This window comes from Wukongibacter baidiensis, from assembly GCF_050888315.1.
Taxonomy (GTDB): Bacteria; Bacillota; Clostridia; order Peptostreptococcales; family Caminicellaceae; genus Wukongibacter; species Wukongibacter baidiensis.
In genome coordinates this window covers 4,162,565-4,175,691 of record NZ_CP138202.1, presented here as the reverse complement: position 1 = coordinate 4,175,691, position 13,127 = coordinate 4,162,565, and the positions used below count along the sequence as shown (strand labels likewise).

Here is a 13,127-nt window from a genome sequence, read left to right as displayed (position 1 = left end):
ATCTCAAGCCCTCAAAATCGATTTTTCCAGCAACAAAAAAAGCAGAAGAATCAATCCTCTGCCTTCTTATTTCTCAACTAAAACCTCACACAATACTCCTTGATTCAACCTACTCCCATTCTCTCCCCTTACTGAATCATGAACTATCAGCCAATAACTTTTCCCATTTTCTAAGCTTTCATCAGGAATAGCCCTAATCTTTCCATTTCCCTTTGCTTTAAAATCTAGTGGAACCCTTTCACTGTTCTCTATATCTATGAGTTCTATGCTTTCTTCAGTCACTGTATCCATATCAACTTCATCGGAAAATCTAATTGTAAATTCCTTGCTAGCAGAAACATCGGAAAGCTTATCTGAAACCCTATACTCTGGATACAATAATCTATAGCTATTCTCAATCTCATCCTCCGTAACATCTTCCCATCCTGTTTCACTTCCTCTTTTAATCTCCATATCGGAATCGGCTTCCCTAAGTATATCGTTAAATGCTTCCCAGTATTCATCTTCTCTAGCCTTATCCATATCTATTTCAAATGTATTAGGTCCTATCTGAATCTGCATATAACCACTCTTATCCTCTTCACTTCCCGAATCCCCCAACAACAATTCTGCAACTAGTAAGGAATCCTCAGATATATCCAAGTCCGGTGCAACTCCAACTTCATTTATCCCATTACCCTCTGGGGAATAAAATCTATATACAGTCATCTTTAAAACACTTCCGTCAGAAAGATCGTACATCGCCTGGACGCTGCCTTTCCCATAGGTGTTTTTACCTATTAATGCACCCTTTTCATAATCCTTCATTGCCGCTGCTAGGATCTCAGACGCACTGGCACTATAATCATTAACTAAGAAAATTACAGGATCATCTATAGTATAATCATGATCCATGGCATACCCACCATAGTCACTCTCTTCCTTATTCTTCATTTGTAGAACTAAGTTTTCTCCGATAAAATAACCAGCAATATCCAAAGATGCATCTAAATAACCTCCAGGATTATCCCTAAGGTCTATAATCCAACTGTCTACATCTTCATCCTCAAGCAACTCGTCAACTACTTCTCCAAACTCCACTCCAGTATCCTTTGCAAAGGAATTTAAATCTATGTACCCTATATGCCCATCTAAAACTTCACCACTAACAGTGGGAATCTCTATCTTTTTTCGTATTACCGATTTCTTAATTACTTCATCTTCACGCTTAACAACTAGCTCAACACTAGTTCCCTCAGTTCCACCAATTATAACCACAGCTTCCTCAGACGAAGTATTTTCCATACTTATCCCATCAGCTTCGATTATTATATCGCCCGACTTAAAACCTGCTTCCTTGGCTGGAGAGCCTTCGATTGTAGATAATATCAAAACCCCTTCTGGAACGATTTCCAAATAGATTCCTATCCCCGTAAATGTCATTTCCATGGAGTTTATAAATTCCTCATATTCTTCAGCCGTAAAATGCATGGTATAGGGATCATCCAGTAGTTCGATCATTTCTTCAATTGTATCGGCTTCGAGAACCCTCTCAGAAACCTCATCAACATAAAGGTATTCAAGCAAAGACGCAACTTCCTCGATAGTATTGCTTTGTGCCAATGAAGGAATACATAATGCCATCCATATAGTTAAAATAGCTAATGCATAAATAGATGTTCTTTTAAACAGATCGGATTTTTTCATCAATAGTCCTCCACAAGATATTATGATTATTAATAATTATAGCATACAGAAAAACTAAAAACTTCTTGTATGATTTTCAAGCCTATAATATATATATTTATCGATTGCAAAATTCATGATACAAGTTCAAAAATTATAAAAAAAAATAGGGAGAAATCCTCCCTACTCTTTCTTACTTATAGTCGTCGATCCACATACTATATATCTCATCTGTTTCTTTATCATACATGAATTTAATAGTGGGCTCATCATTACCCAGTTTCTCCTCAAGCACTTCAGTTATATCTTTACTTTTATCTGAAACCTCTAAATAGCCATTTTTAAATATATAATCAATTTCAATACTCTTAGAAAATTCCTCATCTTCTCCATCTATTTCTATTGTGAAACCGTCACTATCAATATCCTTTAAAGTTCCTTCTTCAAAACTTGTAGCATCCTCAGAATCTAAGATTTCTGCCACCAATATAACACCATCTTCAACATAAAGAGCTACTAGATCAGATTTTTTAAGATGAGAGGAGCTTACTTCTTCGTATCCTCTAAATACTTGAGTTTCATCGGAAATCCTGTATTTTTCACCATCAATATAGATTTTATTTTTTTCTCCAGATTCAACCTGCCCAGAGATAAATTCTATTTCTTCATCCTCCACTAACTTTAATTTATTATCGGAAGTAACCCCATATAAAACTACTCTACCGTTTAATAACAAGTCATCATAATCATCATCTATTTGAAACTGCAGCGGTGATGGATAGACAGCGTTATCTACTTCAACATAATTCTTGCTACCCAATCTATATTGATTGAGGGCATAACCAGCTATTGGATCCTCTTGTATACCTTCCATGTTGTCCCAAATAGCCAATACCTTTAACACACCATCTTCTACCTCAGCTATAACATCAACATCTTCAAGAACTTGTTTATTTTTAAACTTATTCCATTTTAGATACTTCAGACTATATGCATTTTTAGATGTATAATCAAAATAAGCAGTATTGGAATCCACACTTATTTTTGTACCATCGATAATAACATAGTCTTCTCCAAAGTCATCCCCTGCTTTAATAACATCTTTCCCTTCCTCTACTTTTATTATATCGTCTTCAATATTATCGCTTAGATTTTTAAGCTTTGATGACTTTCCTATCGAATACTTAATTATGCTTCCCACAGGGATATTATTTGCTTTCATTCTCCCATACTCTTCAATCTCTTCAAATGCATAGGTAGTTATAGACCCTGTTTTAGTAAATATCTGGATTTTTCCCTCAGCTTCAGATATATAGTTTCTAAATATTCCATATAAATCTGATTTTGTATTGAAATTACCCTGGATATATACAACTTCATTTCTCCAGTTCTTATATACAGTTACTTGTTCATTATAGAACTCGCTCAGCTTGTTAACAGCTACAACAGTCTCATCCTTTTCCCTTGATACATTTTTACCATTATTATAGGAGTATGAAAAATTATCTGAGAAATAGTTCTTTGTTTGATCTCCACTGAAGAAGAAGAATATCCTTTGACCAAAATTTCCTCCAGCCAATCTTGAAACTCTTCCCTGTGCACTATTTCTCCACACATATATATATACTTCTTTATTTTCCTGTTCTTCACTTATATTTATAACATCACCTACTACTATATCAGCAAAGGTTATCTCTGTCTTTTTGTCTGCCTCAATCAAATAGACCTTATGGTCATCGTGTAAATCCTCAGCTTCAATCTCCCTTTCATTTCCATCACTTGTATCAACAATGTTGAGTATTTTCTTAGATGTGTCTACGGATTTTACATATAGATTCATCTCTTCCCACGATAGAAGATTAGCATAACTGAGCTCATCATCCTCCACAATGAATGTACCAAAAACATTCTCATCTAAATACTCTTCGTAGTCCCCATCACTTATATCCTCGCCGTCAACATATATATCACTACTTTTAGATATCTCAACATATTCATCTCTTCCTGACAGTTTTATCTTGCCAGAAGGCTTTTCATCATACCCGTTAGTTATTATTTCGTTTACAAAAACCGTATTTCCATAACCATCTATATCGTCATAGTCAATATAAAGTATTCTATCATCTTCATCTATATATATATCTGCTTCAATTCCTACATAAAATTCAGAGCTAAATTCATTCCTGAGTAAAAACTCTTCTCTATCACCCTTCTTATATTTATCATTTTTGTAGTAAGTGTCTTTTGTAAACTCAATACTTACCTTAATATCTTTATTAATTATATCTTTTTCTCTAATCTCTATTTTCTCTAGTTTATATAGGTTCTGCTTGTCCTCCAGCAAGGTCGTATCCGTTACATAGAAACCTCGTCCATCGGGATAGCTTTTAATAACGTCTATCTCCATAGCATTGTTTATAAGCAGTGCTGCAATCCCTCTATTGATAGGGTCATTCTTATCCATCTTAATTCCATCAAGAAGCCCAAGCTCCGTTGCCTTTAAGATATAGTTATTGGGCCACTCCCCACTCAAAAACTCTTCCCTATATCCTATAGATCTAAGAATTATAGTAACGGCCTGAGCTAAGGTCACTTTATCCCTAGGTCTAAATAAACCGTCGCCACCACCATTTATAATTCCTTGACTTGCTGCCAGATTTATATATCCAACTGCCCATCTACTTGCTATTATTATATCTCTGAAAACCAAGTCCTTCGGAGCTGCATCAACGGCATCTCCCATTCCCAGTACCTCAATCATAATCTTCGTAAACTCTTCTCTAGTAAGCTGATCCTCTGGATGATATTGTCCATCATCTTTTCCCTCTACAATTCCAAAGGCCATCAGTTTATTTATGGATGAATTTATCCTTTTATCAAGTTCTGGATTTGCAGATTGTGTATTAGCCGCGTTAGCATCCTGTGCATTTGCTACAGTATTATTAGTAGTTGCGTTTGCAGCATAAATATTCATACTACTAGACGTAACAAAAACAGAAGCTGCGATAAAATAAAGAAGAATTTTTTTCTTAAAATTCATCTGATTTCCTCCCAAATATAAGTTATATCTTAACCATTATAATTTAATTTCCATGCATAATGCAAGAAATTATTCCTTAATTCTATCTTAATTTAATGTAAATTTATTACACATAAAGCAATATTTAGTTAGAGCCTCTTTTCCTTTATTTGAATAGAAAACCCAATATTTATTTAAAATATCACATATAGTCCTTTAATATCCAAAGAATTCCGTGTCGTAAAAACAGTTTTTTTGTCGAATTATGTCTAATGTGACATTTTTCTACATAAATCTGTTGACATATAGTGTCATTACCTTTACCATGTTTTTATACAATACATACTAAATAATATAGTAAAGAAGGACTACACTATGCACGTTGGAAAAAATATTCAAAGCTTAAGAAAACATCTAAATATGACACAACAAGACCTTGCAGAACGATTATGTATGAGTAGATCAGCTATTTCCAGGATTGAAAGTAAATCCTCTGCTGATATTGAGTTAGTCCATTCCATTTCAAAGATTCTAAATGTACCTATTATTTATCTAATATACGGAATAAACGACTCTCAAGATGAAGCCTTAACAGGCGATACCCAAAGTAGAAATAACAGTATTAGAGATCTATATACAAACAGTACTACACTATATAGAAAACTACCTCATGAGAGGAAAAGCTTCAGTAGAGCAATAGGATTAGAAATCCATAGAGAAATCTTACAATGTGAGACTAGAGCTATAGAGAGATTTTCAAGGAGTTTAAAAACAAAGATATTATCTTTATTTAGTGAGTCAGACGAAACAATAAAAAGCAGTTTCATAAATTTTATTGATGCTCATACATCTGACTGGATTAAAAGAAATGGATTACAACAAATGCTTTAACAATTCCGTAGAAGAAGGGAGATAAAAAATGCTGCTCCATGAAGCCATAGAAAAATATAAGCAATACTTGATAACCATGGACAAAAGTAAGGAGACTATAAGAGGATATATCTCAGACCTATCATCATTAGAACATTTCCTAGCTAAAAAATATAACTGTCCCCTATATATAGATGAAATTTGTACTGCTGATATCGAGGATTATTTATATTGGTTAAAAGAAACGAAGGGACTACAGCCTGCCAGTCGGAGTAGAAACCTCTATACACTCAGGTCATTCTGGAAATACATCCATAATAAAGAATTCTGTCCGAAAAACATAGCTGTATTATTGGAACCAATCAGACTCCAAAAAAAGGAAAGAACATACTTATCGATAGACGAAGCTGAGCAGTTTATAAAAGAGATACATCATCCTCTAATCAAGGTCGTTGTACAAACCCTATATTACACAGGAATGAGAATAAGCGAATGTCTAAACCTAAGTCTAAAGAATGTAAATCTCGAAAAGAAAATAATACATGTTATCAATGGTAAAGGAAAAAAGGATAGAAAAATACCTATCAGCGATAATTTACTTGAAGTATTTAGAAACTATTTAGAGTGCCTACGCCCAGAAGTAGATAGCAACTACTTTTTTGCAACAAAAAAAACTGGTCGTCTAAGCTCTGCATATGTAAATCGTGTATTACAGGACACCACTTCAAGGCTCGGATGGGAAAAACATGTCACAGCCCATATATTACGCCACAGCTTTGCTTCCAATCTTATAAAAAACGGAGTAAATCTGGTACATTTACAAAAGCTACTAGGTCACTCCGACCTAAAAGTAACCTCAGTATATACCCATGCTGATATGGATGATCTAAGTGAAGCCATAAATGTGCTATAAAACCATCAAAATACTATGAAAGGTGTGAATTTTATGTCGCCAAATCGGCCTAACAGCAACCATGATGATGATAATGATTTGTACAATGACAAAGCTGACTATTATGATGACGAATATATATTAGAAGATTTAATTGATGACATTTCTTCAGAAGAAGTGGCTGCTGCTGTGCAAAATGGTAAATCTGCTGACTATGATGATAAGTACATACTTAAAAGGTTAATGGAGGGCCTCTCCAGAGAAGAACTGGCTCAAGAGCTTGGTCATAAAAGCTATAGAACTCTAGATATGTATATGCGACGCCGAGGTTATAGATGGGAGAGCGTTAAACAAATATATGTATTAAAATCCGAATCAAACCTTATGCCTATACATTCCGCAAGTACTTCTAAGGTACAACGAGTTTTGGCTTTATTTGCTGCCGGTATCGATCCTAGAGAAATAGCCAAAAGAGTCGGCATAAAGGATCATAGAACAATGGCTATGTATATGAAGTCCAAAGGATATGTCTGGTCAAGTGATAAGCAGAATTACATTCTCCAAAAGGGTGAGATTTCAATTGAAGAAACACAGGACGAGGAAATCTATACAGAAATACCGACTAAGGATGTTTCTTCCTTCGAGGATGATTATAGTGTAAACAGACCTAAGTACACTCCTAGCTCAAATACTGATCTATCTAAGTTCGATAGATTGGAAAAGCTTATACCTATGCTTGAAATGATTGATCGTAATAGAGATAAACTAATACAACTTCTTGCAATCAATGAGGGCGGTACTATTCCTCGATATGTAGCAGGTGGAGTAACGATAACAAAATCTCTTTGCATGTCACACCCATTAGCAGAATTGGTCAAAGAATTTAGTAAAGAAAAAAATATCAGTCAAAAAGAGATTTTTGAAGTTGCAATCATTGAGTTTCTGAAAAAGTATGGTTATGACAATGAAATAAATGCCCTATTTACATCATAGGACAAATTGAAAAAAAGTTAATGGGTGTCTCATAAAGTTTTCTTATGAGACACCCACTTTTATCTTAATCGAACAAATGCTTTATTGGATCAAAATCTTCAATAGGATTATGTAACGGATCTACGATTTCCAAATTCTCCAAATTGCCTAAAGGAGACACATCCTCAATATCGTTATAGCTCATGTACAATTCCTTTAGATTCTTTAGTTTTTTTAGAGCCGTAATATCATCAATCTGGTTATGACTTATCTCAAGTTTTTTTAAATTCACTAAATTTCCTAGAGGGTCAATATCATCTATATCATTGCTCCTCAAATCCAAACTCTCCAGATTTATAAGACTACTCAGCGGAGTCAAGTCGCTTATTTCATTGGAGGCTAAATTAAGATCCTTTAATCCAATCAAATACTGTAATCCTTCTAAACTAGATATCTCTTCGTTAATTAACTCTAGCTCAGTTATCCCCTCCAGGTCCTTAGAATATATGCTCTCACTAGGTTTGTTTATAATATCCCTTATAGTATCTTCTATAACACTCTCTTCAAACTCTACCTCTTTATTTATTATAACGTTGAAGGTTTCAAAGGCATACTCCTCACCATCGGTCACCCCTATTGTTATATTATGTATTGGTTCGTCTAAGTCCTCTACCGTATATCTAAAGACATCTCCGTAGAGTTCTCCTTCCGTTACCGCATATGTTAAAGAATCACCATCTGGATCTGAGAATACTTCACTTAGATCTATAGTTATAACTTCGCCTTCTTTTGCTATTTGATCATCGATCTCCTTAACTACGATTGGAGGTTGATTAATATAAATTGTTTCAAACTCCATTGTCACAGGATATTTTAGATATTTCCCAGACACCGATTTAACGTTCTGAGTTATATTTATATGATAATTTTCTCCTGCTTCGTATGTATCCTTAGCTACTATAAATACCTCTTTGGCATTCCCTGCATTTAAATTCACAAAAATATCTACTTTTCCACCTGATGAATCCTCAATAAATATATTTTCAGAGTTCACAGTATCTTCATTAAGTGCTTTGTCAAATTTTACTATCCAAACCTTATCTAAAGGTACATCAGTTTTACTATCGAGCTGAACTGCATTTACTGGAATTATTAGTGAAAATGTCAAAATTAATACTAGAACTAAACAACATGCCTTTTTCATTAAATTCTTCCCCCTTTTCCATTTTTCAACAAACTTCTTATTTTATTATAATATAGGAAGAAGCTTTTGTTAATATATACTATTCTATTTTATCAGTCTCATCTATTTCATTTAATTACTTCAAATGATATTTCACCCATATTTTTCTGTCAGTATTGCTTCACTAAAAAAACATATCTTTCAAAAAACTGCTAAAAATGTGTTTTTTTATCCCATTTTCATCCAAAAATACTTTTTGTGTAAAAAATAAACACAAGTTCATTATAATAATAAATTTAATTACAAACAATATTGTGACTTGTTTAAATAATTAATGTATATTTGTATAATAATTATAATTTCATTTATTAAAATAATATTTGATTTACAAAGTCACTTTAAGGCCTAACCCCTACAAACCTTGTTATGACTTGGTTTTTATCTATGTTAAATTTTGGTATTTTTTTGGGAAAATATGTGCTATTACTAAGACTAATATAACTGTTAATTTCAATAAAGCCGTAGAAGAGGGAGACGAACTTGCTAATATTATATTAGTAGCACCAAGCGGCGCTGAAATCACAGCTTCAGGAGCACCAGCAGTTGGAGCAACTTCAGCTAGCTATGCCTTCTCTACACCTCTTACTGAAGAAGGAACTTATACAATAAAAGGTACAAGTGTAACTGCTGAGTACCAAGTAGCCGAAGTAGCATTCTCTATTACAACGGACAAAACAGAGTATAATGCGAATGGTGAAGAAGTTATGATAGTTACTGCAACACTTTATGGTGAAGATGGTAATCCTATAACTGACTTCGCTGGTACAGCAGTATTCCAATCTGAAAAAGGACTTGTATCAGCTCAAGCTCAACAATCCTTTGATGATGGTAAAGTTATATTCAACGTAACTGTACCTAAGCTAGTATTAGATACTCAAGATACTTTAACTGTAAAAATAAACTATGCAGAAAATGATGAGTATAATAACCTAGTATCTTTACCATTAAGCGTTAAATATAACAGATATGATCCTTCAACTGGAGGTCCTGGAAATACAATAGCATATCCAATCGATGCAGTAACTGCTGGTACTTATAATGATAAAGTAGTTGCAGATAGAGTTACTGTTTACGTTAGTGGTGTATTACCAGAGCATCTAGATGATATAACTGCCGGAATAAAGAGCCAGTTGAAAATAGCTGATGATATAGGATTCGGAACATCATTAGTTGTTGACGAAGTTATTCCAGTGTTACTTGGAACAGAATCAGAAGGAAGTTATGCTTTCCATGTTTTATTAGATGTTCCAGACTGGAATGATACTGCTTATGGTTCAGATGTATTAATCAGTGATAACCAATATAACTATTATAAAATAGATAGTTCTGCTGAAAGTATTAAGCTAGCAACTGTTACTGCTGCAGCAGATAAGAAGTTCATGGTAATAGATAAAACTATGCCATCTATTATTGACATGAAAGTACCAAATGCGGAAAATCCTAACTACTTACCGCAGTTAACATTAATGGCTAAATTCTCAGAGCCAATAGATGTTATCACTGCTCAAAATCCTTCAAACTGGAGAATTAACGGTAGAACATTGACTGCAAGTGATGTTGAAATCCGTGTTCTTGATAGTTCTGAAGAAATGAATAGAACTGGAGCTCCTAACTGGAATACTGGTGGATGGAGTACAGTTATGAACGGTAAAGCTATAACTGACTTTGAAGCATTTACTGAAGAAGAAGATGGTAATAGAGAGAGAAATCTTGTTGTAATGAAGTTAACACCATCATTTGCTGCTAACTATATGGAAAGTGGTCAAAATACAATTCAGGCAAACTCAATAGTTGACTGGGCTGGTAATACTGACCTTTCTGACAACAATAAGGTTAATACTCAAAACTTCTACTTCGATTACTCAGTACCTGAGTCTACACCAGGAATTAGTATTGAAATGGATAGTAGTTCTCCTGAGCAATTTGTATTAACATTAAACGAAGCACTTTTCACAGATGCTAATGCTACAAATGCTGTTGATTTAACAACTTATGCAGACTTGTTTGTTGGACTTGTTGAAGTTGATGAAGACAAATACCCTGCTGATGAAAGAGTTAAGTCAACTAATATTACAGATACAATTATTACTTTAGAAGGTACTGATTACGCTATATCTCAGCATCCAGCTGGCGATAATACTTCTTACTTATTAGAATTAACAAAAGACTGGACGAAATTCTTAGATGCTGATGCAAATGGCGATGGTGATTTACTAACAGCTAACAAGTTCTTTGCTAACAAGAGATTAGTTGTTGCTATTAATGGAACAGTATACGATGTATTAGGTAATAAGCTTGCAATAAATACATCTAGTGACCCTGTTGTTGCAGCTACTCCATCAGCAGTTCCTACTGCTGCTGCTCCAAATGAGCTAGCAATATATGACAGTGTAACAATCGATGATGTTCAATTAGTTGAAGATACAACATCTCCATATGTAGTTGATAACTCTTGGTATCACGTTACTAAAGATGCTGATGGTAATGACGTAGTAGATGGTAAGATTGGATTTACTATGAGTGAGCCAGTTCAAATGTTTAAAGCAGACGGTACTCCTGTTATAGTTCCAGGTGTTACAGCTAGTATCCAGCAAGATACTGAAGGTGTTCCAGTTCCAACATTTGAATATAGAAAAGGTGACCTTAGAATAGATGGAGTAATCATATCAGCTGCTGATTTTGATAAGGCTGATAAAACATTTGAAGTTGCACCTGATGTTAATGGAAATGGTGTATATGATGCTGGTACTGATATTCTTGAATCTGGAGATTGGAAATTAATAGTAAGATCAGTATCTGATGACTATGGTAATACATCAGTAACATCAAGCGTTGACTTTACTATCCAAGGTGCAGTAACACCTGATGCAGATGTAGATCCAGTAGTTACTTGGGCATTTGCTGATGATGATGCTGATATAGATGGTGATGGAAACGTTGATGGCGACTACGTATACGTTCTATACAGTACTAAGATGAACCCTCAAGTACTTGATGCTGCTACTTACGATATCAATGGTAAGCAAGTAAATCAAGATGCTGAGATTACAAGCGAATACCTTGGAAATACAGCAAATCCAGTATATGGATCAGCTGAAAGCGTAAAAGATATTCAAGCACAACTTGTTACTATCAAGCTTCCAAGCGATTTCATCGAAGGTGGAGATGACCTTACAGGTGGATCAAATCACCAATCATTAACTTTACCAGGTAGCTTAACAGCAAGAACTGGTGAATCATTACAAGGACCACTTCAATTACAATTAAAGTACGAAGAAGGTCACGGTGCAGGTGCAACAGTTGATACTGATGGATTTAATCTACCAGCTATGGATAATACTAACTGGGGAGATTATACAACTGCTGATGCATACTATGCATACTTACAATCAATTGGTGTAAGCTTTGCTGCTACTGCTGAAACTACTAAAGGGGTTGCAGAAGTTCAGCAAGTTGAGACAGCTACAACAATTGCTGCAGATGTGATTGATGGAAATGGTAACTATGATGTTACAGTAACAGCAGCAGACGGTGGAAACCTAGCAGCTGGAAAAACTATAAATGTTGCAGTTGTAGCGACTGATGATGCAGACGCTGTAGCTGGTAAAGTAAGAACAGCTTTAGGCGCCGATGGAGACGTTACTACATGGTTTGCTGTATCAGGTGCTGGATCAGATATTGTTTTAACAGCTAATACAGCAGCTGCAGATGATACTACTATTAATATCTCTTTAGCTGATGGTACTTCAACTGCTACTACAAGCAATGGTGGTGCTGGTAGTGCATTAACTGCAGTTCCTAATTCAGTTGATACTACAGCTGGTGCAGCAGAAGCAAAAGAAGTAGCAACTACTACTGTAACTGCAGGAGCTACAAGAGGCGGTACAATCACTGTAAACGTTGCTGATGGAACAATTAATCAAGATGTTACAGTTACTGTTACAGCAGGTATGACTGCTGATGAAGTAGCAAATGCTGCTAGACTTGCATTAGCTGCTGACGGAACTGTAAATGGTGCTTACACTGTAACTGGAGCTGGAGCGGAGATTATCCTTACTCAAACTGCTGCTGGTGCAGATGTAGATTTACAAGTTACTTTAAACTAGTATGAGAATGTATGTTGAAAGCTAGTGCTTCAACATCCCTAGTAAAGATTTTAAGAGGGAATTAACCTTTATCGGTTGATTCTCTCTTTTTATAAGTAACAAAAAAATAAAAGGAAATGTAGAGAGCTCAACTAGATACAAATAAAAGATTGGATAAATTAGAAAATGGTCAAGAAGAAATAAAACAGGATTTGAGTGAGATAAAATTAATACAAAAAACAATACAAGAATTTATGTTGAGTACGGAGAAAGCTATTGAAGTATATGACCAAGACTATAAATTTATTGAAAAAATTAAAGAGTGTTCTCGGTAAATAAAACTAATAGAAGAGATCTGTTAGTTTTTTCTTTTTCCTTTTT

7 protein-coding genes are annotated in these 13,127 nt (G+C 34.6%); 4 read left to right on the top strand and 3 right to left on the bottom strand.

What is annotated here, in order from left to right:
* Positions 1-66 precede the first annotated feature (66 nt).
* Together R9X47_RS18775 and R9X47_RS18770 are read right to left on the bottom strand one after the other, a co-directional pair.
* Positions 67-1,686 (bottom strand): S41 family peptidase, encoded by a 1,620-nt coding sequence (locus R9X47_RS18775; protein ID WP_432662559.1) that lies wholly within the window; start codon positions 1,684-1,686, stop codon positions 67-69.
* 172 nt (positions 1,687-1,858) lie between these two features.
* Complete coding sequence (locus R9X47_RS18770; protein WP_432662558.1) at positions 1,859-4,705, bottom strand: S-layer homology domain-containing protein; 2,847 nt, start codon at positions 4,703-4,705, stop codon at positions 1,859-1,861.
* Between the two features lie 354 nt (positions 4,706-5,059).
* Here R9X47_RS18770 and R9X47_RS18765 point away from each other — a divergent pair, with 354 nt between their 5' ends.
* From R9X47_RS18765 to R9X47_RS18755, 3 genes are read left to right on the top strand one after another with little or no spacing between them, the layout of a single operon-like run.
* Entirely contained in the window at positions 5,060-5,575 is a 516-nt protein-coding gene (locus R9X47_RS18765) for a helix-turn-helix domain-containing protein (RefSeq protein ID WP_432662557.1), read from the top strand.
* A gap of 28 nt (positions 5,576-5,603) precedes the next feature.
* A complete protein-coding gene (locus tag R9X47_RS18760; RefSeq protein ID WP_432662556.1) occupies positions 5,604-6,467 on the top strand; it encodes a tyrosine-type recombinase/integrase in 864 nt (287 codons plus the stop codon).
* 33 nt (positions 6,468-6,500) lie between these two features.
* On the top strand, positions 6,501-7,439 hold the full coding sequence (locus R9X47_RS18755; RefSeq protein WP_432662555.1) for a hypothetical protein: 939 nt from the start codon (positions 6,501-6,503) through the stop codon (positions 7,437-7,439).
* A 64-nt stretch (positions 7,440-7,503) separates the two neighbouring features.
* Here R9X47_RS18755 and R9X47_RS18750 read toward each other — a convergent pair whose 3' ends face one another.
* Positions 7,504-8,622: a leucine-rich repeat domain-containing protein gene (locus R9X47_RS18750; RefSeq protein WP_432662554.1), complete on the bottom strand. Its 1,119-nt coding sequence runs from the start codon at positions 8,620-8,622 to the stop codon at positions 7,504-7,506.
* Between the two features lie 410 nt (positions 8,623-9,032).
* On the opposite strand from R9X47_RS18750, the gene R9X47_RS18745 reads away from it, so the two are divergent.
* Positions 9,033-12,767: a hypothetical protein gene (locus R9X47_RS18745; RefSeq protein ID WP_432662553.1), complete on the top strand. Its 3,735-nt coding sequence runs from the start codon at positions 9,033-9,035 to the stop codon at positions 12,765-12,767.
* The last annotated feature ends 360 nt before the right edge of the window (positions 12,768-13,127 follow it).

Bases quoted from the DNA above. Each gene is read 5' to 3' on its own strand.
- R9X47_RS18775 (WP_432662559.1), bottom strand. From the start codon at position 1,686: ATGAAAAAATCCGATCTGTTTAAAAGAACATCTATTTATGCATTAGCT.
- R9X47_RS18770 (WP_432662558.1), bottom strand. From the start codon at position 4,705: ATGAATTTTAAGAAAAAAATTCTTCTTTATTTTATCGCAGCTTCTGTT.
- R9X47_RS18765 (WP_432662557.1), top strand. From the start codon at position 5,060: ATGCACGTTGGAAAAAATATTCAAAGCTTAAGAAAACATCTAAATATG.
- R9X47_RS18760 (WP_432662556.1), top strand. From the start codon at position 5,604: ATGCTGCTCCATGAAGCCATAGAAAAATATAAGCAATACTTGATAACC.
- R9X47_RS18755 (WP_432662555.1), top strand. From the start codon at position 6,501: ATGTCGCCAAATCGGCCTAACAGCAACCATGATGATGATAATGATTTG.
- R9X47_RS18750 (WP_432662554.1), bottom strand. From the start codon at position 8,622: ATGAAAAAGGCATGTTGTTTAGTTCTAGTATTAATTTTGACATTTTCA.